Below are 24,819 nucleotides of genomic sequence, written 5' to 3'. Positions count from 1 at the left end.
ATGGCGGTCTACACCGACGTCAACGAAGGCGAGCTCGGCGCGTTCCTGAAGGCCTATCCGGTCGGCGATCTCCTATCCTACAAGGGCATCGCCGAAGGCACCGAGAACTCGAATTTCCTGCTGCACACGACCAGCGGCTCCTACATCCTGACGCTCTACGAAAAGCGCGTCGACAAGGCCGACCTGCCGTTCTTCCTCGGCCTCATGGGCCATCTCGCCAGGAAGGGCATTTCCTGCCCGCTTCCGGTGACCGCGCATGATGGCGACGTCATCGGAACACTTGCTGGCCGGCCGGCGGTCATCATCACTTTCCTCGAAGGCCTTTCGCTGCGGCGGCCGACATCAGCGCATATCGGCGAGGTCGGCAAGGCGCTGGCGGCACTGCATCTTGCCGGCGCCGACTTTCCGATGACCCGTCCGAATGCTCTTGCCATCGATGGCTGGCGCAAGCTGTGGAGCGCCGCTCGCTTTCGCGCCGACGAGGTCGAGCCGGGACTGGCGGCCGAGGTCGATGCCGACTTCGCCGATTTCGAGCGGAACTGGCCCAAAGACCTGCCGGAGGGCATCATCCATGCCGATCTTTTCCCCGACAATGTCTTCTTCCTCGGCGAAAATCTGTCCGGGCTGATCGACTTCTATTTCGCCTGCAACGATCACTACGCCTACGATGTCGCGACCTGCCTCAACGCCTGGTGCTTCGAGAAGGATTTTTCCTTCAACCTTACCAAGGGCACGGCGCTGCTTGCCGGCTACCAGAGCGTGCGGCCCTTGAGCGGCGACGAGAAAGCCGCGCTGCCTATCCTGGCACGCGGCTCGGCGCTGCGTTTCATGCTGACGCGGCTTTACGACTGGCTGACTGTTGCCAATGGCGGGCTGGTCATGAAACGCGACCCGACCGAATATATCAGGCGGATGCGCTTCCACCGGGCGATCAAATCTCCTTCCGAATATGGATTGACATGACCAAGCGCGTTGAAATCTTCACCGATGGTGCCTGTTCGGGCAATCCGGGGCCTGGCGGCTGGGGGGCGGTCCTGCGCTTCAACGGCGTCACGAAGGAACTGTCGGGCGGCGAGGCTGCTACCACCAACAACCGCATGGAACTTTTGGCCGCCATCTCGGCGCTTAATGCGCTGAAAGAACCCTGTGCCGTCGATCTTTATACCGACAGCAACTATGTCAAGGACGGCATTTTCAGCTGGATCGACGGCTGGAAGCGCAACGGTTGGAAAACCGCCGCCAGGCAACCGGTGAAGAATGCCGAACTGTGGCAGGCCCTCGACGAGGCGCGCAACCGTCATCAGGTCATATGGCATTGGGTCAAGGGCCATGCCGGCCATCCGGAGAACGAGCGTGCCGACGAGCTGGCGCGGCTCGGCATGGCGCCGTTCAAGAAAGGCCCCGTCAAGACCGCGACGCCGAAGCCAGGTCCGCAGTCGAAGCAGCCAGCGATCGCAAAGCCACGGCGCTCGACCCAGAGTTATTGAATTTCCGCTGCGGGTCCGCTCTCTGGCAGGAAGACCCTATCATGCCGATCGCATACTACATCACGCATCCCCAGGTTCGGATCGATGCCAATGTTCCAGTGCCAGAGTGGGGGCTATCCGACATCGGGCGAGCGAGAACGTCTGCAATGCTCGATCAGCCGTGGGTTCGGTCGATCCGGCGTATCGTGTCATCGAGTGAACGCAAGGCGATAGAAACCGCCGAGATACTCGGAAGGCATCTCCGCCTTGAGGTCGAGGTGAGGGAACGGATGCATGAGAATGACCGATCGGCAACCGGTTTCCTACCGCCTGCGGAGTTCGAAGCGGTCGCGGACCAATTCTTCGCCAATCCATACAGCAGCATTCGCGGGTGGGAGCGGGCTATCGATGCTCAGCATCGTATTCTGAGCGAGTTAGACACTGTGCTCGGCACAGATGACGCCGCCGACGTTGCTTTCGTGGGCCACGGAGGTGTCGGAACGCTTCTGCTGCTTTCTCTCGGCGGGCGGGAGATCAGCCGCGAGGCGGATCAGCCAGCGGGCGGCGGGAACTATTTCGCGTACGATATCCGCGCGCGTCGCGTTGTCCACGGATGGCGGCCGATCGACAGGCTGGCGCAGCACCGCGACGATTAACTTGGCTAACGGATCAGTAGCGCCGTGCCGAAAAGGCCGAGCGCGAACACCGTATGCGAGACGAGGTTGAGGGCGCGGATCTGCATAGGGTTGGGGCGCTTTGACGCGGCCCAGCCGGCGCCCATGCCGGGCGCTAGCAGGAACCATCCGGCGCCTAGGGTGACGATGCCGAGGATGAAGGCCGGCAGGAAAGTCGGCGCGGCCAGCCACGCCGCTCCCGCCAAAACGGCCAGAATGATGCCGTAGACGATGCCGACAAAATAGTGGAAGGCCCAGCCCAGCGCCGATTCATGCGCATAGGGTGCTGCCTCGCCGATATCGTCATGGAAGACCTTGCCGTCCCTCAGGTGCCAGACCCAGCGACCAACCAGTCCCCAGTTCGGTCGTGGCTGAGCAAACACCGTATTCAGGAAAATCGCCCAGAGGTCCATGAGCGCCGTGGCGCCGATGCCGATCGCCACAGCGCGCCAGAAGTGGTCAAACATCATTGCGGTCCCCTAAAAGCAGGCAATTCCAATAGGCCAGCGCATGAGCCCGAAACCGGAAACGGTTTTGTTGGGGCTCAGAAGTTTTGGATCGTTCTTGCACGCCCAATTGGACGCGCAGCTGCCAAAACAAGCGTGATCGTCAGGCCAAAGGAGCGAAAACCTTGGCCTATGCTGTCGCCAAAACGGAAAGCTGTCCGAGAATGTGAGCCGCACCGGATTCATCGACGCCAGGTTTTGTCTCGACATTGAGCGCGGTGACCTTGCCGTCGTCGACGATCATCGAAAACCGCTTCGAACGCAGCCCCATGCCACCGCCGGAAAGGTCGGCGTCAAGACCGATCGACTTGACGAAACCGCCATTGCCGTCGGCAAGATAGAGGATCTTGCCTTCACCACCGCTGAAGCGGGCCCAGGCGCCCATCACGTGAACATCGTTGACGGCGACGACGGCGATGGTGTCGACGCCGCGCGCCAGGATGGCGTCGTAATTGTCCAGATAGCCGGGCAGATGGTTGTTGGAGCAGGTCGGCGTGAAAGCGCCGGGAACGGCGAACAGCACCACCTTCTTTCCCGAGAAAATCTCGGCCGTCGTGATCGCTTTTGCGCCGTCGGCAGTCATCGTCTTGAAGGTTGCTTGGGGCAGCTTGTCGCCAACGGCAATCATCATCGTGGTCCTCGCTTGACAAATGGAAGGGAGTATCCCTGCGATAGCGAATTCAGCCGTTGCCCGCAACCGTCGGGGAGGCTGGAGCAAGGATGTTCGACCTGAACAATCCTTTGCTCGGGTTCAAGGGAACGGCAGCAGGCCTTCGACGGCGCCGGCCGCAGTTGTCAGCGTGTAGTAAAGTCCGCCATCCGTCGGCGTCTTCGTCGGCCTGTCGAGGATCGGCACGGTAAACACCAGCTGGCCGTCCTTTTCGCTGCGGGCCGGCACGCCGAACATGTAGTCCCGCTCACCGGCGACGAAGAAATCCGCTGCTTCGGGATTGCCCGGAAAGCTCGCCTCGACAATCAGTGTCTCGCGGTCGCCGGGCAGGATATTGACGCCGAATTCGGGTGTTGCGGGAGCAGGCAGCGTTGCAAGGGCCGCCTTCACCAAAGCGGCGTCCTCGACATTGTCCGGATCGGAGCCCGGATCGATGGTCAGCTTCGTTTGCACCGGGATGCAGATCGTCTCACAAATGCCGACAAAGACATCGGCTTCGATGACGGCCGGCTCGATCGGCGCCGACAGCGTGAACGTTACCGGCAGCGAAACCGGATGGTCATAGCCGGCCCATTTGCCGGAGCCGTCGTTGTGGCGCTGGGGTGGCGGAAACGAAAACGTCGCGCTGGCAATGTTGGTGCTGGCCGAGATATCGATTTGCGGCGGCACGCCCGCGTCGCCCGGATCGCGCCAGTAGGTTTTCCAGCCAGGCTTGAGCGATATTTCGAGGACGCCATGGATGCGCCCGGCTTTGTCGGGCTTGCCGCTGGTCACAAGGCGCACTTTGCCGCCTTCGCTATCGTACCAGATCGACGAGGATGCTGCGGCGGGAAGACCGCTTCCACATCCAACAGCGGCGCTGAGCAGCAGGACTTTCAAGCTTTGCATGGCGGTGATTTGAGCGTCTGTTCATGGCTGCGCAATGACTTCATGGCGTCGCTGTTATCATATTTGCGTGACCTCGGGCACAGCCTTGCGTGACCTCGGGCATAGCTTTGCGTGCCTTAGATGCACATCTGCGACCAAATCGCGCGCCGCGCATCTTTTCGGCGCTTCAGAAACGCGTTACGCTCCCCCTCATGGACTTGTTGCGCCACAAGAAGATGGCTGCGGGACGCGGCTTTCTCGACGACCAGTTCCTAATTGCCATGCCCGGCATGAAGGACGACCGCTTTACGCGCTCCGTCATCTATATATGCGCGCACAGCGACGAAGGCGCGATGGGCCTGGTCATCAACCAGACACAGCAGATGCTGTTTCCGGATCTGCTCGTGCAACTCGGCATCATGAACGAACAGGAGGCGATCCGCTTGCCCGCGCAGGCCCGCGACTTCGTCGTTCGCAACGGCGGACCGGTGGACCGCAGCCGCGGCTTCGTCCTGCATTCGGGCGACTACCGGGTGGAATCGTCGCTGGCCGTCTCCGACGACATTTGCCTGACCGCGACCGTCGACATATTGCGCGCCATTTCGTCGGGCCGCGGGCCTCGGCACGCGCTGATGGCGCTCGGCTATTCGGGCTGGGGCGCCGGTCAGCTGGAAAGCGAGATCGCCGAGAACGGTTGGCTGACCTGCCCGGCAAATGCGGAGCTTCTGTTCGATACCGACATCGAGCGCAAATACGACCGGATACTCGCTTCGATCGGCATCGACCTCGCGCATCTCAGCCTGGCCGCCGGTCACGCCTAATGCATGTCGCGCAAAAGTGTGCAGCGGTTTTGCGATAGCGACATGCATAAAACAACAACCTAAAGCGCGTCGCGTGAGGCCGATCAAACGCGACGCGCTTTAGAGGTGAAAACCCGATACCTGGCTGGTTATCGCCGCATTGCCATCGCCAGCCGTTTGCCCAGATCGTAGACGAGATTCTCGAAACCTGACGTCCAGGACAGGTCAGCCTCTTTCACGCGCGTTTCGACATCGCTGTATTTGCCGATGCGGGCTTCTAGGAAGGAGCGCAGGCGCTGGTGAAACTGACCGACGGTGAGCTGTTTTCCCTCGACCTTGAAGATCGCAGTATTGAAGCGTGCCGCCTTGGGGAAGATTTTGCTGGCCGTGGCATTGGGCTTCTCATCGGCATTCGACAGGAGCGTTGCTGCCCCGTTGGTGCCAAGGAAATGGGGGAGGTAGAGATCCTTTTCATCCATGGCCTTCTCAAGACGAGCTTCGATGCGTTGCTTGGCCGCGAGAAGGTTCTTGGCCGCAAGTGCCGCCGACAGATAGGGATCGCGCCTGAATTCAAGGATGCGCTGTTCTTCGGCCTTGTCCTCGACGAAATGGTATTCGCGTTTGCCCTCGGGGCGGGTCCGGATCAGTTCCGCTTCGTCGCCCAAGCCGAATTCTGCACCGTACTTCTTCACCGCCTCGAGCCATGTCTGGTCGAGGAATTGCATAAGACCAAGCGCCGACCCTTTAGACGGGCGATTGTTGATGTCGAAGGAGGATTCCTTCTCGGCGATCGCAAAAAGCGTATCGGCAGGAAATTGGGTGTCCTTGGCTGCACGAAGGATTTCGCTGGCGATGTGCTGCGACACCTTGTACTCGCCGAACTCGTGCATCGACATGCCGATGACGATCTGTTCCGCGCCTTCGGAAAGGATGGAGACGGTGCCCTTCAATGCGTCGGCCAGTGTGCCTTCTTCCTTGCGTCGGGAGGTCGACGTGGTGCCCGGATCGATGATGTCGAACTCGGGCGCGGCCGAGGGGAAACTCAGAGCGGAGAACGGAACAGCAGTGGCAACCGCGGCTTCGGTCACGCCGTTGACCAAGACTCCCGAATAGACCGGCCATGGCATGGCTGCCACTGTCGCCGCCAGGCCAACCCCCGCGATCCTTTTCGACAAAGGCCGGCCACCCGAAAGGATTACGGCTCCGCAAGCAAAGAATTCAAATGTTCTTTGGAGTGACGCCAGGTCCCCCTCCGTTCCTTGTCTAGCCGCCCAGAAACTTTGAGGCAGGTCTATTTCCAACGTTGAGCCGTCAACGTCGAAAAAGACAAGAAGAACGGTCAGTGCTTGCTCTAGCTAGTCATGGATCGTGGCGGTACAATGGCCGCAATGCGGCGAGGACAGTTCGTAATGTACAATAAGATGATTTTATCAAGCGTTGCGTAGGCGATGCGTTGCTTGTGAAGAGAGATCATTTAGCCTTTGGCTGTCGCCAGATTGGTGCTCAGCTCGAAGGCCAGTCCGGACCCGATGGTGTATGGCTGCAGCACGGGCGCACTCTCGCTCACGATCGCCTCCACGACGCGCTTGCGTTCCTGATCACCCAATTCCTTGGCTGAGGAACTCATCCCGACCAGCGCCATCGTATTCAAATGCAGGAAAGGTACGCCTTCCCCGAAATGGATGGTGCGCGAAACAATCCTCGATCGGACCTCGTGGAAGCCGGCGTCTCGCAGCAGCGCCTCAAGTGGAGCCGCTTCCCCGAAGCTGTACCGTTGATCGGCGATGGCGCCAAGATGGCGCTCCGCGACGCGGCGCAGTTCGCGAAAGAACGGGATTTCGTCCGGGCGCCACGTGGCGATTGCCAGCCTACCACCCTTCGTCAGCGCGCGACGCATCTGTGCCGCCGCCGCTGGTTTGTCAGGAAAGAACTGCAGTCCTTGCTGGCAGACGACCACGTCGAACGTCTCACCGTTACGCAGAGGCAGCTCGCCGGCATTGCCCTGGCGCCAGTCAATGGCTGGTTCTAAAGCCCGCGCCACGGCAAGCATGTCCGGGCTGATGTCGACGCCGACGATATATCCGGCTTCACCGAGCCGCTCTCTTGCAACGCGCGCCAGTATTCCTGTTCCGCACGCGATATCGAGTACGCGATCGCTCGAAGACAATTCCAGCTCGTCAAGAGCCATCTCGGCCCATGGACGGAAGAGGGGGCCGACCAGCCACCGCTCGTACATCTGCGGGAAACTTGCCTGGTTCATTGCGTAGCTGGGCAAGGTCATGATCGTCCTCCCTCAAATTTCCATCCGACCATTGTGAGCCTTCGCCCGCGCTAGATCCAACGGGACAACTACCCATCGCACCTGAACAATCTATGCGGCTTTCGGGCAGTCAGGCTCGCATAGGCGAAGTGGCCGAAGAATGAGGGTACGCGCCTCGCGCTTCGAGGATCCGCAAGGCGCGATCAGGCTCGGCAACGTGGCCCTGACTTCAGGCGTTGCTCTCAGCCGTTTTCAACCGTCTGTAGCGAGCAGGGCGCATGACTATGGCAGATCTACTCCACCGGCACCAGCAGGGTGCTCGTAAGGCGCGTCGGGCCACATTTGGCGCCATAAAATGACGTTTTGCATCGACGAGAAGCGAAAACCCTTCAGCGGGCTTTGGACCAGCAGCCAGAGCGCTCCGTCGGGATGGCAACACTCTTCGCATCACGCGGCTTCGCCGCGTGCAAGGGCCGCCGCCTGCTCCAGACTCACGCCCTTGACCAGGGGGTCAGCGTGCCGATGCACCAAGCGCCATTCCGCCTCTTCGCGGCGATAGACCAAGGTAACCCGCAGCGGCCAATCCTGGGCTGGCAGACCGCCGACCTCGACGTGTGGGCGTTCAATGATCGCGAGGACCACCATGTCGGCGGAACCATAGGCTTGAAGAAGTTCGTGCTCGAAGGTGCCGTTCTTGAAAAAGCGGCCCATCGCCTCGATCCGCTCTGCAGTCAGTTCAGAAGCCCGCGTCGGCTTTCCTCCGAATGGAGACATCAGCAGGAAGTCCTCGGTATGTGGGATCACCTCGTAGTACTTCGTTATCTCCCCGCGCATCAGCGCTGAATTTGCTTCCGCAGACCGCTCGACGAGATCGGCAACCGTCTGGTCTATCGCAGGCTCCCCAAGAGCCTGTGCCGAGGCTTTCGTTAATCTTGCAGTTTGTGACAATGCCACGCCAGCGCTTGCTGCGGCGAGAAGGGAACGTCGTGATACTGGCATGCGGGTGCTCCGGCATCTGTTTCCGATGCGAAGCGCGCCTTGCGCTGCTCCGCTTGCTCAGGAGATCGCACTTCAATGGTGTTGAATCCAGTGATATGATTTCATCGATATGCTGAACAGAATTGACCTACCCCGCGCAGACCTCAACCTCCTACCTAGCGACACTCAATCGCTGCGCATTTTGGGCGACATGCACTGGTCGTTCTGCTTGAGATCGTGCACGACGAGCGCCACGTAGACCGGGCGGCCGAAAAGTTGAATCTGACGCCTTCGGCAGTCAGCCATGGGCTAGGCCGATTGCGCCGCCTTCTTCCTGAATGGGGTCGGTACCGGTCCGAGGACACCAGGCGGCAGAAGGCATCTCAAATCAGCATAGCTCACGCCTCAGCAATAAACACCTAGCCCGGCCAATCGAACGTTTGGGCAGCTCGGACCATTGCCGCCGTCGCCGGGCTATAGGGCCGGCCCGGAACGCTAGCCAGGGACACCGTGCGTGCCACCGCGGGTTCGATCAGCGGACGCTGCAAAAGTTCAGGCGATGTCACCGAATATTCAGGCATGAAGGCGAAGCCGATCCGCGCCAGCACCATCGATTGGACCCAATCCTCGCGCTCGGAACGAAAGCGGGCGTAAAGGCTAACGTTTCTTTCCCGGCACGCACCCATCACCAGGTCCCGCATTTCGCAGGACAGACGATCGACATAGGGTTCTTGAGAGAGATCGACCAACTTGATTGCATTGAGGCCCGCAAGCCGGTGATCCGGCGCGAATACGACGACGTAGCGCTCAGTGTAGAGATCATGGACGCGGAAAGCCGCTCCCAATCCCTCCAGCGGATTGAGAACGGCCAGATCGAGATCGCCTTGCTCAAGCCTGTTTTTCAGTTCCTGAACACTCGCCTCGCTAACTTCAAGCTCGACGCCGTGATAGTCGCGCTGGAACTTTGCGAGGAACCTGGCGAGCTTCACATGCCCGATCGTCGACATGACGCCGAGGCGGATCGGCACCTGGTTGAGCAGCCTGAAATTGTCGGCAAGCGTCCTGGTTGCGTGGGCCTCCTGCATGATCTGCTGAAGATGCGGCAGAATTGAGCGACCGAACTCACTCAGGAGGACGCGCTTTCCCTCGCGGTGGAACAAGGGCGCGCCAAGCTCATCCTCGAGCGTCTTGACCGCTTTGGTGAGCGCCGGTTGAGACACATTGCAATCGGTGGCGGCCTTGGTGAAGTTCAGCATCTTCGCGGCGGCAAGCACGTAGCGGACCTGAAACATCTCCATGGCGAGCCCTCCCGAGGCGGTTCCATGAAACGACATTGTAATCCTTTCATCGATAACTGTCGGCTATCGATCGATAGAAAAAATGTCGTTCTCTTTTGCCCGCCGCTGCATTCAACTCCTGTGGTCACTGTTCACAGGAGGAGATCTGGAAATGACTGTCTACATGGTGGAACGCGGCCTCAAGGGCATCAGCATGGAAGCTCTGGGAGATGCGCAGAAGGCGGCGATCAGCAAAGCCGCCGAGATGACCTCCAACGGCACCGACATCAGCTACCTGCGCTCGACCTTCGCACCGGAGGACGGGCGCTGCATGTGCCTGTTTGACGCTGCCTCCGATGTCGACGTGAAGCGCCTAAACGACGATGCGGGGCTGCCGTATCACAGAATCGTGCCGGCGCTTGATCTTACCCCATAGGGCCGGCGCGACCGGGCTCGCGATGGCTATCCGGACCCGGTGTTCTTGCGGAGTTATGCAACGCGCCAGTTTGAATCTTTGGAACGACGGAAATGCCAAGACGTTCGAGCTGCATCCGCCAGCCACACGCGTTGCCAGGAGAGTCGGAGCATGTTTGGCAATTCGGGCACCATTCCTCTGCCTCGCCCGCTTGGGCGTCGTGTGGATACTCTTGCGCAGTTGTTCATGCGCCAGCGGCTCGGATCTCAGATGGACTTCTCGACCCCGCAGGGGGAGCCGGCGCTGTTGCCGCCCAACTCGGTGTCGTGGCGTATTTTCAAGAACCCGGTTGCGCTGTTCATCGGCGGGGTTGCGGCGGTGCTGCTCGAATTGGCAGAGCCGCGGGTTCGCGACGCCATTTGGCAGCACAGCACATTCAGCTCCGACGCGCTCCGACGATTACAGCGTACCGGCCTCGCCGCCTTGGTCACGGTCTACGGTCCCCGGACCAAGGCCGAGGCCATGATTGAAGGTGTGGTCAGGATGCATGGGCGCGTTTCAGGCCGAACCAGCGAAGGTGAGCCATACCACGCCACCGACCCGGAGTTGCTGGACTGGGTGCAAGCGACGGCCGGGTTTGGTTTCATGGAGGCCTATCACGTCTATGTGCATCGACTGCATTTTTTCGAACGGGATACGATGTTTGCCGAGGCTCGCCCCGTCGCGCTTCTCTATGGTGCGGTTGGCGCGCCCACGTCGCAGGCCGAGCTTTACGCGCTGTTCGACGTGATGAGGCAAAGACTCGTCGCATCGCCGATCGTCCTGGAATTCCTGCAGATCATGGAAGACGTTCCCGTCTTGCCGGGGGTGGCTCAACCGCTTCAGCGTCCATTTCTGAAGGCAGCTGTCGAGATCCTGCCCCGCTGGGTCCGCAAGCGGTTGGCACTCGGCGACCACTGGACGTTGAAGCCGTGGGAGCGCGCTTTTGTTAAGACGACGGCTGCAATCTGCGAGAGCATGGTGCTCCCTTCATCTCCGGCCGTCCAGTCGTGCCGTCGCCTCGGTCTTCCCGAGAACTATCTCTATCGCCGACAGAAGGCACCCAGACACGGGCAGTACGGTCGCGATCATGCGGGATTTGATGCCCGCATAAGGGAAAGCGACGGGTTGAAAGTGCGGCAATGGCCGCCCTAAGGGCGCGTATCCCGTGTTGGGGAATGTCCAGCGAAGGGCCCGAAAGCGACGATCAGCGGAGCCGGAACTTCCTATCATTTCGACCTGGCAGGCTGTCGGACATGCTCCGCTGGTAGCCGCCCAGCAAGTTCCCTCGCGATCCTGTTCAGGGCGTCGCGAGGCCGGTCCCGCGACGGGCCGCATCGACGCTCCACGCGCCGCCTCCCGCGAAAAAGAAGTACAGGAAAATGAAGCAGTAGAGGATCGACGAGTCGCCCTGGTTGACTACCGGAAAAAAGTTTTGCGGCGCATGCGCCATGAAATAGGCGACCGCCATGTTGCCGGACAGAATGAACGCGACGGGCCGGGTGAAGAGTCCGAGGACAAGCAGCGCGCCTCCGATCAGCTCGATCAATGCCTGGATCACAATAAGCCCCGACAGTTGCATCGGCTCGGGAGCGGGCGGAAAATTGAAGAGCTTTTGAGTTCCGTGCTCCAGAAACAGCAGCGCCGACATGATCCTCACGACGCTTAACCACACCGGAGCCCAGGCAGAAATCTTGTCGAAATTCATCGTTTGGCCTCCATCATGACCCGGTGATTGCGGCCAGCAGGCCGGATATCGCCGGATCTGCTCTTCGCACCGATTTCGCGAAGAGGGATATGATGCACAGCGCGAGCCGTAAACCAATACTCCCAGTTCACAGTCGCGTGACATCAGGTCGTATTATTGATGGAGTGCCGAGCCGCGGGAACCGAGACCCTGCCGATGCGCTCCAGCGGGTGCCAATCGCCAGGCTCATGCCGCCCAAAATCGGCAGCGGTTTTGGGACATGAACAAGATCAAGCCCGAGCGAGCGGATACTGTTCCTTCAGCGTTTTCAGCACCTGATCGCCGGGCATCGGCGCGCCGAACATGAAGCTCTGCACATATTCGCAGCCCATCTGGCGCAGTTCGAGCGCATCGCTTTCGTCCGAAATGCCCTCGGCCACGACCGAAAGCCCGAGTTCATGCGCCATGTTGACCATCGATTTGAGCAGCACCGCGCGCTTCGGTGTCGTGTCGTCGACAAAGCTCTTGTCGATTTTGATCGTGTCGAAGGGAAAGCGCGTCAGATAGGCCAGCGATGAATAGCCGGTGCCGAAATCGTCCAGCGACAGGCCGATGCCAAGCTTCTTCAGCTTGTTCAGCACATGGGCCGTCTGCTCGGGATTGTCCATTACCAGCGATTCGGTGAGCTCGAGCCGGAAGCAGCGCGGCTTCAGATTGGCCCGCGCGATCACCGAGCGGACGTCGCTGACCAGGTCACGGCGGATGAGCTGTCGGCTGGACAGGTTGACCGAAACCGACAGCGGCGCGTCGCCGATCTGCTTTTGCCATCCCGCCAGGTCTTCGGCGGCCTGTTGCATGGCGAACAGACCAAGCTGCACGATCAGGCCGCAGCTCTCGGCGACCGGAATGAAATCGCCTGGCGGGATCATGCCGCGACGCGGATGGTCCCAGCGCAAAAGCGCCTCGAAGCCGGCAACGCTGCCGTCTTCCAGCCGGACGATGGGCTGGTAGGCGAGTGTGAATTCGCGCCGTTCGATGGCGCGGCGCAGATCGGACTCGAACTGCAGCCGGTCGGTGCCGACGGTGCGGAAGGCGGGTCGGAACGGCTCGATCCTGTCGCCGCCAAAACGCTTGGCCTGGTGCATGGCAAGCTCGGCGTCCTTGACCATGTCCTCGGCCGAACTCTGCGCCGAGGTCCAGGTGACCAGGCCGATCGAGGCGGTCAGCACGATCTCGCGCTTGGCAAAGGTGATCGGATTGTTGATCGCATGCTTGATGGCATCGGCAACGGCTGCGATGCGGGCCGGGTCCTGCTCGGAAAGCAGCATCAGCGCGAACTGGTCGCCGGCAAAGCGCGACAGCGAATCCTTCGGCTTGAGCAGCCGGTGCAGCCGGCGCGCAACAGTGAGCAGGATGGTATCGCCGGCCGAGATGCCGAGCCCGTCATTGACCTGCTTGAACCGGTCGATGTCGATGACGAAGACGGTGGGACGTACCTTCTCTTCCGTGCGCGCAATCGAGATGATCGCCTCCAGCCGGTTCATAAGCAATTCCCGGTTCGGCAGGCCGGTCAGATTGTCGTGCACGGCATCGTGCAACAGCCTCTCCTCGGACTTCTTCTGCTCCGTCACGTCGACCATGGTGCCCACGCAGCGGATGACCTCGCCGTCCGATCCGATCACCGGCCGCGCGCGTAGCGAAAACCAGTGATAGTGCCCGTCGGCGCCGCGCAGGCGGAAATCCTGCGACACCCGGCCGCGCCGGTGCTCGAGCACCACGTCGAGCGTCGTACGGAACGTGTCGCGGTCGTCGGCATGCAGCACCGGCAGCCAGTTGCGGGCAGCGCCGCCTAGGCTGTCGGGCGCAAGGCCAAGCTGGATGCTGACATCTGGCCTGGTGACGACGCGGTCGCGCATCACGTCCCAGTCCCACACCGTGTCGCCCGATCCGGCTACGGCCAGCGCCTGCCGTTCGAGATCGGAGAACAGGCCCTGATGCAGCGCGCCGCCGGAAAAGGCGTGCTGCATGACGGTGAAGCCGATCAGCAGGATGATGAGGATCAGCCCGCCGCCCAGTGCCGGCTGGGCGATGTCGTTGTCGAGCATGCCGGTGATCGCCATCCACGACCCGCATAGCCACAACAGGACCATGACCCAACTGGGCACCAGCATGATCGCGCGGTCGTAGCCGCGTATGCCGAGGAAGATGATCAGGCCGAGGCCGGTCAGCGCGGTGGCGGCAAAGGACAGCCTGGCGATGCCGGCGGCGACCGCCGGGTCGACGATTGCAACGCCGGCGATCAGCAGCAGGCCCAGAATCCAGACCAGCGCGCCGTAGCTGAAATGGCCGTGCCATCGGTTAAGGTTGAGATAGGCGAACAGGAACACCACGAAGGTCGCCGCAAGCGCCACCTCCGTTCCGGCCCGCCACATCTGCTCGTTGCCGGGCGATATTTCCAGGACCTTGTTGAGAAAGCCGAAATCGATGCAGATATAGGCGAGCACCGCCCAGGCGAGTGCTGCGGTTGCTGGGAACATCGAGGTGCCCTTGACGACGAAAAGGATGGTCAGGAACAGCGCCAGGAGGCCGGCGATGCCGATGACGATGCCGCGAAACAGCGTGTAGGAATTGACCGAATCCTTGTAGGATTCCGGCTCCCAAAGATAGACCTGCGGCAGTTTGGGCGACGCGAGTTCGGCAATGAAGGTGATCACCGTTCCGGGGTTCAGCGTCACCCGGAACACATCAGCGTCGGGGCTGCTCTGGCGGTCGAGCGCGAAGCCCTCGCTGGGGGTGATCGCGGCAATGCGGGTCGAGCCGAGATCCGGCCAGAAGATCCCGGAATTCACCAGCCGGAAATGCGGTGCGACGATCAGCCTGTCGAGCTGCTGGTCGGTGGTGTTGGCAAGCGCGAACACCGCCCAGTCGCCGGTCGAGCGCGCATCATTGGCCTCGACCTCGATGCGCCGCACGATGCCGTCCGGTCCTGGAGCAGTCGACACCTGAAAATTCTCGCCCTGGTTGCGGTAGATTTCGACGGCGCCCGAAAGGTCGAGCGCCACATCGTCGCGGGCAATCTTGATCGGTTCGACGGCGAAGGCCGAGGACGCCGCGCAGAGCACGACGATTGCCGTCAGCACAAAGGCGAACAACGACCCGATTCGCAGGAAATTCGTCAAAATCAGTCCTTCGTTTCCGCGCCCGGCGGATCGTCCTCGATCCGGGCGTAGAGGTAGTGGTCCTGCCAGATGCCGTTGATCCTGAGATAGGATCGGAGAAGTCCTTCGCGCCGGAATCCGGCTTTTTCAAGCACGCGGATCGACCGAGCGTTGTCGGGAATACAGGCAGCTTCGATCCGGTGCAACCTCAGCGTATCGAAGGCGAAGCGCGTCACCACCTTGACCGCGTCGGTCATCAGGCCACGGCCGCTGTAGCGCTCGCCGATCCAGTAGCCGATATGGCCGCTTTGCGCGACGCCGTGGCGGATATTGCCGAGGGTGATTCCACCAACAAGCTTGCCGTTGCTTTTGTTGAAGATGAAGAAGGCTATGGCCGTTCCCTGCGCATAGTCTTCGCGATAGCGGCTGAGGCGATGCCGCCAGGCCGTGCGGTCGAGCTCGTCGGGGTTCCAGCGCGGCTCCCACGGCTCCAGGAAGGCGCGGCTTTCCCCGCGCAGCACCGACCATTCGCGGTAGTCGTTGGTCAGCGGCACGCGCAGCGTGACCCGGTCACCCTTCAGTGCCGGCAGGTCACGGCGAAAGAAAGGGAGCGCGAACATGACGGTTTGATGGACTTAGCCGGCGAGCTTTCGGGCCGTGGTCTGCGTGCCCGAAAGCGACTCGAGAACCGCCTCATAGGGAGCGAGCGTGCCCACCGGTCCGACGGCTGTCAGCGTTGGCTTGGTCGAAAACAGCCGTGACGACAGGTCCGTCAACCGCTCGACCGTCAGCGCCGACAGCCGTTCCATCAGCTCTTCCTTGGCGATCGGCCGGCCGAACAGAAGCATTTGCCGGGCGATCTGCGAGGCCCGGCTGGCTGGGCTTTCGGCAGACATGATCAAGCCTGCACGGTACTGGGCGCGTGCCCGGTCGAGTTCCTCCTGCAGGATGTTCTCTCCGACTTTCTGCAACTCGCCGATGACTACCGGCACCAATTCGGCGATGTCGCTCTGCCCGGTCGCGGCATGGACGCCGAATATGCCGGTATCGGAAAAGCCCCAGTGGAAGGCATAGACCGAATAGCACAGCCCGCGCCTTTCGCGGACCTCCTGGAAAAGACGCGATGACATGCCGCCGCCAAGGATCATCGACAGAACCTGCGAGGCGTAGAAGTCGCGTACATGATAGGCGCGGCCCTCGAACCCCAGCACGATCTGCGCGTCCATCAGGTCGCGGTCCTCGCGGAAATCGCCGCCGACATATTGCGCATATTGCGGCATGGTGTTGTCGGACTTGCTGCGGAAACCGCCGAGATGCTTCTCGACCTCGCGCACGAAGTTGTCGTGCTTGATGTCGCCGGCGGCAACGACCACCATGCGCTCGGCGCCATATTGCCGTTCGATGAATTTGTGCAATTGCTTCGAGGTGAAGGATTTGACGGTTTCCGGCGTGCCGAGGATGGAGCGGCCGATCGTCTGGTGGCGGAACGCCGTCTCGGTGAAGTGGTCGAAGACGACGTCGTCGGGTGTATCGTGTGCGGCGCCGATCTCCTGCAGGATCACATGCTGCTCGCGCTCCAGTTCCTGCGGGTCGAACTCGGAATCCTGCAGGATGTCGGACAGGATATCGACGGCCAGGGGCACGTCGTCGCTCAGCACCCTGGCATAATAGGAGGTGGTCTCGACACTGGTGGCGGCATTGATCTCGCCGCCGACATCCTCGATTTCGGAGGCGATCTCGAAGGCGCTGCGCCTTCTGGTTCCCTTGAACGCCATGTGTTCAAGCAGGTGGGCCATTCCGTGCTCTTCGCTACGCTCATTGCGGGCGCCTGATTTTATCCAGGCGCCAAGAGCGACGGATTCGAGGCTTGGAAGGGTTTCGGTGGCGACTGTCAGGCCGTTCGACAGACGGCTTACCTCAACACCCATATAGCTGATACTCCCTAACTTGCCGCCCGCGTGTGGCGGCTAACATAATCTTCCACCATTTTCAGGTCGGATGGAAGTACCGTGTATTTTTCCTCTGACGTCATCAACCCGCCTAGCCATGCGGGCAGGGCAGGCGACACGCCGCTGGACGCTTCGACGGCGGCCGGGAACTTTGCCGGATGGGCGGTGCCCAGCACCACCATCGGCACCGGATTGGTGGCCTTCGCAACCGCAACGTGCATGGCCGCCGCCGTGTGCGGGTCGAGCAGATAGTTGCTGGCTGCGAGCGTCGAGCGGATCGTGGCAGCTACTTCGTCCATCGTCGAGCGGCCGGCGTCGAATTCGGAGCGGATCCTGGCGATCTCGCCCGCTTCGATGGTGAAGGCGCCGGACTGCTTGAGGCCGCTCATGTAGCGCCGCACGGTCGAGGCGTCGCGGCCGGCCGCTTCGAACAGCAAGCGCTCGAAATTCGAAGAAACCTGGATGTCCATCGACGGCGACGTGGTCGAAAAGACGCCTTTCGTGCTGTACTCGCCGCTCGACAGCGTGCGCGCTAGAATGTCGTTGTCGTTGGTTGCGATGATCAGCCGCTCGATCGGCAGCCCCATCTTCTTGGCGGCGTAGCCGGCGAAGATGTCGCCGAAATTGCCGGTCGGCACCGTGAACGAAATCGGCCGGTCGGGCGCGCCGAGCGACAGCGCCGATGAGAAGTAATAGACGATCTGGGCCATGATGCGGGCCCAGTTGATCGAATTGACGCCGGACAGCGATACTCGGTCGCGAAAACCGTGATCATTGAACATGTCCTTCACCAGGCCCTGACAATCGTCGAAATTGCCTTCGATCGCCAGCGCATGGACATTTGCGGCGATGGACGTCGTCATCTGCCGCTGCTGCACCGGCGAGACCCGGCCGTGCGGGAAAAGAACGAAGATGTCGGTGCGGTTGCGCCCGGCGAAGGCATCGATGGCGGCCCCGCCTGTATCGCCGGAGGTGGCGCCGACAATGCTGGCGCGCTGGTCGCGTTCGGCAAGCACATGGTCCATCAGCCGGGCGAGAAGCTGCATGGCGACGTCCTTGAAGGCAAGCGTCGGGCCATGGAAGAGTTCCAGAACGAACATGTTCGAGCCGGTCTGCACCAGCGGGCAGACCGCCTCGTGACGGAACGTCGCATAGGCTTCGCGCACCAGGTGTTCGAACACCGGCATCGCGATTTCGCCGCCGAGAAATGGCGACAGCACGCGGATGGCGAGGTCGGGATAGGCAAGGCCGCGCATGGCGCGGATCTCAGTTGCCGAAAACTGCGGCCAGGTCTCAGGGACATAAAGCCCGCCATCGCGCGCCAGACCCGTCAGCACAGCATCGGAAAATCCAAGCACGGGCGCTTCCCCGCGGGTACTCACATATCGCATCGTCATGTTCCATTGCTGCCGGGCGGTATTGTCCGCGGCAAAGTGGTTAATTTCCGTACTTGCTCAGTCGCATTTTTGCCGCGCGGTTGATATACGTCACCCGCTTTGCGAGAGGGAAGTGCAGTTCATGGCGTTTCATAGATTTAACGGGCGTTTTGTCGCGGGTCTGGCGCTCACCGGCTTTATGCTTACCGCCGCCGGCTGCCAATCAGGCGGCAGTAGCATGCTGGGCTTCGGAAAGAAGGACACGACACCGCCACCACCGCCGGACCCCAAGGTTCTCGCCAGCCAATTGCTGGCCTATTGTCCGAAAGTGACGCTGCGCGACGGCACCGCCTACTTCAACACCTATGCCAAGGGCAGCCAAAAGCCCAAGAAAAAAACCGCCGCCCAGGATGCAGAAGCTGCTGCGCTTGACGCGAGCAGCGACCAGCAGGACGATTCCGCGAAGATCATCTACCAGGCTTCGATCACCGATGTGACCCGCGACTGCAACCGTGCCAACGGCTCGCTGACGATGAAGATTGCCGTCGCCGGCAAGGTCGTTCCGGGACCGATGTTCAGCCCTGGCACCATCACCATGCCGATCCGTATCGCTGTGATGCATGGCAAGGAGGTCCTTTACTCGCAGCTTCACAAACATCAGGTCCAGGTTACCAACCCTTCGAGTGCCACCCAGTTCGTCTTCACCGATTCGAACGTTGTCGTTCCCGAGCCCACCGCGCGGGACTATCAGGTGTTCGCCGGCTATGACGAAGGCCCGCCGAAGAAGACCGATAAGAAGGTTGCCGCGGCCGAATAGCCGCGGCTTTGGAACTGCGCGTCCATTTGGACGCCTGCTTCACGCATCCGCCGACCACTCCGACAGGGCGGAGATCACGCTTTTCAGTTCCGCCCAGCGGCGGATGACCGTTTCGGCGCCGGCCTCGGTCAGCGCGTCGGCATGCCCGGGATAGCTGTGCGCCGCTCCGGTGAAGCCGATCACACGCATGCCGGCTGTCCTGGCGCCGGTCACGCCATGGACGGAATCCTCGATGACGAAGGTGTTCGCCGGATCGGCCTGGAGCTTTGCCGCGGCAAAGAGAAACACGTCGGGCGCCGGCTTGGATTTTCCGCTTGGTGTTTCCAGCGAGGAAAAAATCCGGCCGCTGAAAAACGGCAGCAGATGCACCTTCTCCAGCATGAATTCGATCCGCTCGGTGCGCGAATTCGAGCAGATGCAGCGCGGCGCCGTCACCGCGGCGACCGCCTCGTGCACCCCGTCGACGGCGCGCACGTCGCTCCGCAGCCGGCGGTCGACGAGGTCTTCGGCGCGATCGATCAGCGAGGCCTGGAATGGGACGCGGGATTTCTCCTCGACCCGCATCATGATGTCCTTGAAGGTCAGCCCGGCATAGGTTTCGGAAATCTCCTCAGCCGATATCTCGTAACCGGCCGACGTCAAAAGCTCGGCCTCGATGCGCGCGGCGATGATTTCAGAATCGACGAGCACGCCGTCGCAATCGAAGATGACAAGGTCTGGCTGGGGCATAGCGATCCGGAAAGCGGGAGGGAGGAGGCTGGGACGGTTCAGGCGGCGCGGCATACACCAACAGGCCGATCTTCGCAAACTACCGCGGTCCGGACCCTCGGCCTTCACCGAATATTTACGCTGATCGGTAACCATAACAGGGAGTAAACAGTAACGCGTGCTTTGGGTGTAACAATGTCTGCCGTGCGTCTTCTCGACGAGCTTTCCCATGCTCCCCAGCAATCCGAATGGCTGGATACGATCCTGAAGGGCGATTGCGTCGCCGCACTCGACCGGCTGCCCGAAAAATCCATCGACGTGATCTTTGCCGATCCGCCCTACAATCTGCAGCTCGACGGCGATCTGCACCGACCCGACCAGTCCAAGGTTGATGCCGTCGACGACGACTGGGACCAGTTCGCGAGTTTTGAGGTCTACGACGCCTTCACCCGGGCCTGGCTGCTGGCGGCGCGCCGCGTGCTGAAGCCCAACGGCACCATCTGGGTCATTGGCTCCTATCACAACATTTTCAGGGTCGGCGCCAAGATGCAGGATCTGGGGTACTGGATCCTCAACGATGTCGTCTGGCGCAAGACCAATCCGATGCCGAATTTCCGTGGCCGCCGCTTTCAGAACGCCCATGAAACGATGATCTGGGCCTCGCGCGATCAGAAGGGCAAGGGTTACACCTTCAACTACGAAGCGCTGAAGGCGTCGAACGACGACATCCAGATGCGTTCCGACTGGCTGTTTCCGATCTGCACCGGCTCTGAGCGCCTCAAGAACGAAAATGGCGACAAGCTGCATCCGACGCAGAAGCCGGAAGCGCTGCTCGCCCGCATCATGATGGCCTCGACGAAGCCCGGCGATATCGTGCTCGATCCCTTCTTCGGCTCCGGCACCACCGGCGCGGTGGCCAAGCGCCTCGGCCGCCATTTCGTCGGCATCGAGCGCGAGCAGGCCTATATCGACGCCGCCAACGAGCGCATCGATGCAGTCCGGCCGCTGGACGGCGCTGCTCTTACCGTGCTTACCGGCAAGCGCGCCGAGCCGCGCGTTGCGTTCGTCAGCCTCATCGACACCGGGCTGATGCTGCCGGGCGCCATGCTCTACGACGCCAAGAAGCGCTGGGCGGCCAGGGTGCGCGCCGACGGCACTGTGGCGGTCGGCGACAGCGCCGGATCGATCCACAAGATCGGCGCGGAAGTGCAGGGGCTGGATGCCTGCAACGGCTGGACCTTCTGGCACTATGAGCGCAGCGGCGGCCTGACCCCGATCGACGAGCTTCGCCGCATCGCCCGCCTCGGCATGGAGCGGGCAGGGGCCTGACGATAACCGCTACAGCGGTCTCGTTGCACATCGTTCCCGAAGGAAGCAGGGTCGCGCTTTGTCGACCGAAAAGTGTCGCGACGCGCTCCGCCAATGCCGCCGTCGAGTCTGCGGCATTCCGCTCGTCGCATCGCCTCGATCGGTTTGGTTTTCGTAATCGCTGTAAAGATCTATGAATGGGCTGTCAGGCATTTTGGGCGTCTTTTCACCGGGTTACACCTTGGGCCGCGCACACGCCTGTGGAGGGAAGACCAGCGCTTGCCGGTTGGAATCTCCCGATCATGCGAGTCGCAGACCGAGGTAGCGAACCATCGGGTCGAAGTCTCGGTCATCATGCAACAGCGCGTGTCCGCCCAGGATGCAGAATGTGCCGATAATCATATCGATTGTCTTGCGGATGGTGATGCCCCGCTGCCGGAGCATGCAATAGTTTCGGGCAGCTTCGACTGCCGTCGCCGGATCCAGCATCGGCACAATGGCGAATTGTCGGAGGTTCCGCTCAATCAGTTGGGCATGCGGTTCGTTGAGCGCGCCTTGTAGCACTTCCAGCAGGATCAAGTCTCCGACCAGAATCTCCTGAGTGTCATCGAGATGCCTGAGCTTACCGACCGAGACGATGTCCGTATTGCGGAGATGGGCGATCCACACGGAACTGTCGACGACGATCATCGATGCCGATCGGGCGAACGGCCTTCCCGCATGGCGTCAAGATCGCCCTCCCAGCCGGCGCCAGCAAGGGCGGCGATAGCCATATCCTGCCTGTGCCGGCGCACCAGAGTGCGCAGCGCCGCCTCAATCGTCGCTTTCTTGGTCTTGAGACCGGAGGCGGCCATGGCTTCCGCCATCAGTTTGTCGTCGAGTTCGATATTGGTTCGCATGGTGATGCTCGATGTGTATAGATTAGAGTAAATATACACATTCTGCTCGTGACCAACAAGCCGTGACAACGAAAGCCGCCCCGTCGGAGGGATCACGGTGAGCGATTCCCCAAGAAGAATTATTGACCTTTGCCCACCGTTCTCGAATGCTTGATTCGCTTATCCAACGGAGACCGATTCCATGAAAGCTCTTGCCTCGCCGTTTGTCGCCGCCGCCCTCGTCATGGGGTTGTTGGCCCCTCCGGCGATTGCGCAGAACACCGACGCCGAAAACCAGCTTGATGCAGTTATCAAGAACGGCAAGCTGCGCGTTTGTACGACCGGCGATTACAAGCCCTTCACCTTTCATGACAAGCCCGCGGACAATTACCAGGGCATCGATATCGATCTCGCAAAATCTCTGGCAAGTTCACTAGGGGTCGAGGCGGAATTCGTGGCGACTACCTGGAAAAAATTGCTTGCGGATTTTACAACCGGCAAGTGTGACATCGCGATGGGCGGCATTTCGGTGACTCTGGAACGCCAGAAGCAGGTGTTCTTCAGCGAACCCTATCTCGTCAACGGCAAGGCACCGATTGCGCGCTGCGAGGACGAGGCGAAATTCCAATCGATTGCCGACATCGACAAGCCGGATGTGACTGTGATTGTCAATCCCGGCGGGACCAACGAGAAATTCGTGCGTGAAAAATTCAGTGACGCTAAAATCGAGATCTATCCGGACAACGTCACGATCTTTCGCCAAATTCTTGATGGCAAAGCCGATGTCATGATCGCCGAATCGGTCGAAACCGAGCTGCAGGAGAAACTTCACCCCGGCCTTTGCGCGATCAACCCCGAGAAACCGCTCCAATATGGCGAAATGGGCTATATGCTTCCTGAGGGTGCCGTCGTCTTCAAGGCCTATGTCGACCAGTGGCTGCATCTTGCCAAGGCGACGGGTGAGTTCGATCGCATCTACGCTTCTCACATCAAGTAGCGCCCGAGACGGATCCAATGGCAGTTCCGTGGACCGCGCGTCTCAGCGACTGCACCACCATAACACGCCGTCATGTCCTGGGCCTGACTACGGATCCTTTGCAATCCGCCGTGTTGAAGCGGGTTGTCGGTCGGGCCAGTCGCCGTGGTCACACTCTGATCCCCCGGCGATCGAGGTCCGCCTCGAGCGTCTTTGCGTCGGTGAACAGCACCGACTGCCAGCCGGCGGCCTTGGCGCCGTCGACATTCTTTTGGCTGTCGTCGATGAACAGCGTGGCCGCGGGCTCGAGGCCGAAAGCAGTCGCGTGATGGTCGTAAATGCCGCGCTCCGGCTTGATCATGCCGATCTCGCCCGAAATGGTCACACCGCGCGGGCGGTTGAGAAAGTCGAAACGCTGCCGGGCTTCGGCAAGCGTGTCGGCGGCGAAATTGGTCAGCATGGTGACGTCGTGGCCGCTCTCGATCAGCTTGTCCATGATCTGGACGCTGTCGTCATAGGCGTGCGGCACCATCTCGTGCCAGAGGCGGCGGAAGTTGCGGATGTTTTCGGCGTGGTCCGGGTGTTCGGCGATCAGCAGCGCCTCGGCCTCTTCCCAGGTGCGGCCGCGGTCCTGCTCGATGTTCCAGTCATGCGTGCAGACATTGTCGAAAAACCACTTTCTCTCCTCGGCATCCGGAATGATACGGCTGAACGGCAGGTTCGGATCGTAATGGATCAGCACTCTGCCGATGTCGAAAACGATGTGGCGGATTTCGGTCATTCCTGTCCTCGTTCAACGCAATTCAATGCGGGGCGATGTAGGCGATTCAATGTGCGCGCTGCTTCTTCGTCGCGCCCGGTATCGCCGCTTCGATTACCTTTTTCATGACAGTGGGCAGCGCTTCGCCGGAAATTTCATGAGCCAGCGACCAGAAATGCCCCGCAGGGGCTGCGCCATCGGTCATCGTTTTGAAGACGTCGAGTTCGAGCGCGAAATGGGTGAAGACATGACCAATCCGGCCGGCTGGCCTCCAATTGCCGGGGAAGGGCGCCGCCGCGTCCGTGGTGGCGCCGTCGATCCGCGCGGTCCAGCCGGTCGTCGGGACTTCGGTCATGCCGCCGAGCAGGCCCTTATCCCCACGTTTGCGCAACAGGATGGCGCCATCGCCACGTACGGCAACGAAGGCAGCCCCGCGCCGCAATGGTTTCTCGCCCTTCGGCAGGCGGATAGGGAAGCGTTCGGCATCGCCGGAAGTAATGGCGCTGCAATCCTCGCGCAGTGGGCACAGCATGCAGCGCGGCCGTCGCGGCGTGCAGATCGTCGCGCCAAGATCCATCATCGCCTGGGCGAAATCGCCCGGTCTGGTCGCTGGAACCATGCGCTCGACATAGGTGCGTATGTCGCACTTGGCCTCGCTCAGCGGCGTGACGATCGAAAACAGCCGGGAAACCACCCGCTCGACATTGCCGTCGACGACCGCGGCGGGCTGGTCGAAGGCGATCGCCGCGATCGCCGCCGCCGTGTAGGCGCCAATGCCGGGCAGCTCTCTCAAGCCAGCTTGCGTGTCCGGGAACCTGCCGCCCTGCCGTGCGACGAGATCGGCGCAGGCCTTGAGATTGCGCGCGCGGGAATAATAGCCGAGTCCGGCCCAGGCCTTCATGACATCTTCGGTCGGTGAAGCGGCCAACGCCTCGATATCAGGCCATTTCTCGACAAAGGCCCGGAAATAGGATTTTACCGCTTCGACCGTGGTCTGCTGCAGCATGACTTCGGAAAGCCAGACCCGGTAGGGATCGGGCCGTATGCCGCGTGCCAACTCGCGCGGCGCAATGCGCCACGGCAAGTCGCGGTGATGCGCGTCGTACCAGGCGAGCAGGCGGGACGCGATCTCGCCGCTGTCTCCGGATGCGGCTTTGCCGCTGTCTCCGGATGCGGTCTTGCGGGACTGGTCGTGCAGTGCCATTGATCGAGGACTGGCCTAGCCGATGCATGGTGAAGGTCGTGACTGG

General features: G+C 61.2%; 26 protein-coding genes and 1 pseudogene. 10 read left to right on the top strand and 17 right to left on the bottom strand.

Annotated elements, in window-relative coordinates; translation table 11 throughout:
• Genes NMG70_RS03230 through NMG70_RS03220 form a run of 3 tightly spaced genes read left to right on the top strand, consistent with a single transcriptional unit; the run spans position 1 to position 2,122 of the window.
• Entirely contained in the window at positions 1-963 is a 963-nt protein-coding gene (locus NMG70_RS03230; protein ID WP_254023185.1) for a homoserine kinase, read from the top strand.
• A complete protein-coding gene (gene rnhA, locus NMG70_RS03225; protein ID WP_254023184.1) occupies positions 960-1,487 on the top strand; it encodes a ribonuclease HI in 528 nt (175 codons plus the stop codon). The genes NMG70_RS03230 and rnhA overlap by 4 nt, the downstream gene beginning before the upstream one ends.
• A gap of 41 nt (positions 1,488-1,528) precedes the next feature.
• A complete protein-coding gene (locus tag NMG70_RS03220) occupies positions 1,529-2,122 on the top strand; it encodes a histidine phosphatase family protein (protein WP_254023183.1) in 594 nt (197 codons plus the stop codon).
• Between the two features lie 5 nt (positions 2,123-2,127).
• Here the strand turns inward: NMG70_RS03220 and NMG70_RS03215 are convergent, their stop codons facing one another.
• From NMG70_RS03215 to NMG70_RS03205, 3 genes are all read right to left on the bottom strand, one after another.
• Complete coding sequence (locus NMG70_RS03215; protein WP_254023258.1) at positions 2,128-2,607, bottom strand: DUF2938 domain-containing protein; 480 nt, start codon at positions 2,605-2,607, stop codon at positions 2,128-2,130.
• Between the two features lie 169 nt (positions 2,608-2,776).
• Positions 2,777-3,277, bottom strand: coding sequence for a peroxiredoxin (locus NMG70_RS03210; protein WP_254023182.1), 501 nt, complete (start codon positions 3,275-3,277; stop codon positions 2,777-2,779).
• 120 nt (positions 3,278-3,397) lie between these two features.
• Positions 3,398-4,204, bottom strand: a complete 807-nt coding sequence (locus NMG70_RS03205; RefSeq protein WP_254023181.1) for a protein-disulfide reductase DsbD domain-containing protein — start codon at positions 4,202-4,204, stop codon at positions 3,398-3,400.
• 191 nt (positions 4,205-4,395) lie between these two features.
• Here NMG70_RS03205 and NMG70_RS03200 point away from each other — a divergent pair, with 191 nt between their 5' ends.
• Positions 4,396-5,004: a YqgE/AlgH family protein gene (locus tag NMG70_RS03200; protein ID WP_023799312.1), complete on the top strand. Its 609-nt coding sequence runs from the start codon at positions 4,396-4,398 to the stop codon at positions 5,002-5,004.
• A gap of 128 nt (positions 5,005-5,132) precedes the next feature.
• Here the strand turns inward: NMG70_RS03200 and NMG70_RS03195 are convergent, their stop codons facing one another.
• The 3 genes from NMG70_RS03195 to NMG70_RS03185 all read right to left on the bottom strand — a co-directional run bounded on the left by NMG70_RS03195 (position 5,133) and on the right by NMG70_RS03185 (position 8,242).
• On the bottom strand, positions 5,133-6,158 hold the full coding sequence (locus NMG70_RS03195) for a transglycosylase SLT domain-containing protein (RefSeq protein WP_254023180.1): 1,026 nt from the start codon (positions 6,156-6,158) through the stop codon (positions 5,133-5,135).
• A 299-nt stretch (positions 6,159-6,457) separates the two neighbouring features.
• On the bottom strand, positions 6,458-7,264 hold the full coding sequence (locus NMG70_RS03190; protein WP_254023179.1) for a class I SAM-dependent methyltransferase: 807 nt from the start codon (positions 7,262-7,264) through the stop codon (positions 6,458-6,460).
• A gap of 426 nt (positions 7,265-7,690) precedes the next feature.
• Positions 7,691-8,242, bottom strand: coding sequence for a YybH family protein (locus NMG70_RS03185; protein WP_254023178.1), 552 nt, complete (start codon positions 8,240-8,242; stop codon positions 7,691-7,693).
• A gap of 109 nt (positions 8,243-8,351) precedes the next feature.
• Between NMG70_RS03185 and NMG70_RS03180 the strand changes: the two are divergent.
• Positions 8,352-8,554: pseudogene (locus NMG70_RS03180) on the top strand (helix-turn-helix domain-containing protein); the annotation flags it as partial.
• An 86-nt stretch (positions 8,555-8,640) separates the two neighbouring features.
• Here NMG70_RS03180 and NMG70_RS03175 read toward each other — a convergent pair.
• A complete protein-coding gene (locus NMG70_RS03175; protein WP_254023177.1) occupies positions 8,641-9,519 on the bottom strand; it encodes a LysR family transcriptional regulator in 879 nt (292 codons plus the stop codon).
• 82 nt (positions 9,520-9,601) lie between these two features.
• Here NMG70_RS03175 and NMG70_RS03170 point away from each other — a divergent pair, with 82 nt between their 5' ends.
• The gene (locus NMG70_RS03170; protein ID WP_254023176.1) at positions 9,602-9,934 is read left to right on the top strand and encodes a DUF4242 domain-containing protein; all 333 of its coding nucleotides are present in this window, start codon (positions 9,602-9,604) and stop codon (positions 9,932-9,934) included.
• Between the two features lie 150 nt (positions 9,935-10,084).
• On the top strand, positions 10,085-11,107 hold the full coding sequence (locus NMG70_RS03165; RefSeq protein ID WP_254023175.1) for an oxygenase MpaB family protein: 1,023 nt from the start codon (positions 10,085-10,087) through the stop codon (positions 11,105-11,107).
• Between the two features lie 145 nt (positions 11,108-11,252).
• On the opposite strand, the gene NMG70_RS03160 is transcribed toward NMG70_RS03165, so the two are convergent.
• From NMG70_RS03160 to thrC, 5 genes are all read right to left on the bottom strand, one after another.
• Positions 11,253-11,660, bottom strand: a complete 408-nt coding sequence (locus NMG70_RS03160; RefSeq protein ID WP_254023174.1) for a DoxX family protein — start codon at positions 11,658-11,660, stop codon at positions 11,253-11,255.
• A gap of 269 nt (positions 11,661-11,929) precedes the next feature.
• Positions 11,930-14,818, bottom strand: a complete 2,889-nt coding sequence (locus NMG70_RS03155) for an EAL domain-containing protein (RefSeq protein WP_292407464.1) — start codon at positions 14,816-14,818, stop codon at positions 11,930-11,932.
• Positions 14,819-14,820: 2 nt separating this feature from the next.
• Positions 14,821-15,417, bottom strand: a complete 597-nt coding sequence (locus tag NMG70_RS03150; protein ID WP_254023172.1) for a GNAT family N-acetyltransferase — start codon at positions 15,415-15,417, stop codon at positions 14,821-14,823.
• A gap of 15 nt (positions 15,418-15,432) precedes the next feature.
• Positions 15,433-16,725, bottom strand: a complete 1,293-nt coding sequence (locus tag NMG70_RS03145) for a M16 family metallopeptidase (protein ID WP_254023171.1) — start codon at positions 16,723-16,725, stop codon at positions 15,433-15,435.
• 14 nt (positions 16,726-16,739) lie between these two features.
• A complete protein-coding gene (gene thrC / locus NMG70_RS03140) occupies positions 16,740-18,137 on the bottom strand; it encodes a threonine synthase (protein WP_254023170.1) in 1,398 nt (465 codons plus the stop codon).
• 127 nt (positions 18,138-18,264) lie between these two features.
• Between thrC and NMG70_RS03135 the strand changes: the two genes are divergently transcribed.
• On the top strand, positions 18,265-18,939 hold the full coding sequence (locus NMG70_RS03135; RefSeq protein ID WP_254023257.1) for a hypothetical protein: 675 nt from the start codon (positions 18,265-18,267) through the stop codon (positions 18,937-18,939).
• Positions 18,940-18,978: 39 nt separating this feature from the next.
• Here NMG70_RS03135 and NMG70_RS03130 read toward each other — a convergent pair whose 3' ends face one another.
• Positions 18,979-19,668, bottom strand: a complete 690-nt coding sequence (locus NMG70_RS03130) for an HAD family hydrolase (protein ID WP_027152381.1) — start codon at positions 19,666-19,668, stop codon at positions 18,979-18,981.
• Between the two features lie 174 nt (positions 19,669-19,842).
• On the opposite strand from NMG70_RS03130, the gene NMG70_RS03125 reads away from it, so the two are divergent.
• Complete coding sequence (locus tag NMG70_RS03125; RefSeq protein ID WP_254023169.1) at positions 19,843-20,976, top strand: site-specific DNA-methyltransferase; 1,134 nt, start codon at positions 19,843-19,845, stop codon at positions 20,974-20,976.
• A gap of 279 nt (positions 20,977-21,255) precedes the next feature.
• On the opposite strand, the gene vapC is transcribed toward NMG70_RS03125, so the two are convergent.
• Both vapC and NMG70_RS03115 read right to left on the bottom strand, forming a co-directional pair.
• Positions 21,256-21,645, bottom strand: coding sequence for a type II toxin-antitoxin system VapC family toxin (gene vapC, locus NMG70_RS03120; RefSeq protein ID WP_254023168.1), 390 nt, complete (start codon positions 21,643-21,645; stop codon positions 21,256-21,258).
• On the bottom strand, positions 21,642-21,854 hold the full coding sequence (locus NMG70_RS03115) for a type II toxin-antitoxin system VapB family antitoxin (RefSeq protein WP_254023167.1): 213 nt from the start codon (positions 21,852-21,854) through the stop codon (positions 21,642-21,644). Before NMG70_RS03115 ends, vapC begins: the two co-directional genes overlap by 4 nt.
• Before the next feature lie 181 nt (positions 21,855-22,035).
• On the opposite strand from NMG70_RS03115, the gene NMG70_RS03110 reads away from it, so the two are divergent.
• Positions 22,036-22,830, top strand: coding sequence for a transporter substrate-binding domain-containing protein (locus NMG70_RS03110; RefSeq protein ID WP_254023166.1), 795 nt, complete (start codon positions 22,036-22,038; stop codon positions 22,828-22,830).
• 148 nt (positions 22,831-22,978) lie between these two features.
• On the opposite strand, the gene NMG70_RS03105 is transcribed toward NMG70_RS03110, so the two are convergent.
• Positions 22,979-23,590 (bottom strand): HAD family hydrolase, encoded by a 612-nt coding sequence (locus NMG70_RS03105; RefSeq protein WP_254023165.1) that lies wholly within the window; start codon positions 23,588-23,590, stop codon positions 22,979-22,981.
• Positions 23,591-23,636: 46 nt separating this feature from the next.
• Positions 23,637-24,773: an A/G-specific adenine glycosylase gene (mutY, locus tag NMG70_RS03100; RefSeq protein WP_254023164.1), complete on the bottom strand. Its 1,137-nt coding sequence runs from the start codon at positions 24,771-24,773 to the stop codon at positions 23,637-23,639.
• Between the last annotated feature and the right edge of the window lie 46 nt (positions 24,774-24,819).

Origin of the sequence: Mesorhizobium ventifaucium (genome assembly GCF_935822925.1) — a bacterium.
Taxonomy (GTDB): domain Bacteria; phylum Pseudomonadota; class Alphaproteobacteria; order Rhizobiales; family Rhizobiaceae; genus Mesorhizobium; species Mesorhizobium ventifaucium.
Note: the sequence above shows the minus strand (reverse complement) of the source record. Positions and strands in the feature narration are given on the sequence as shown.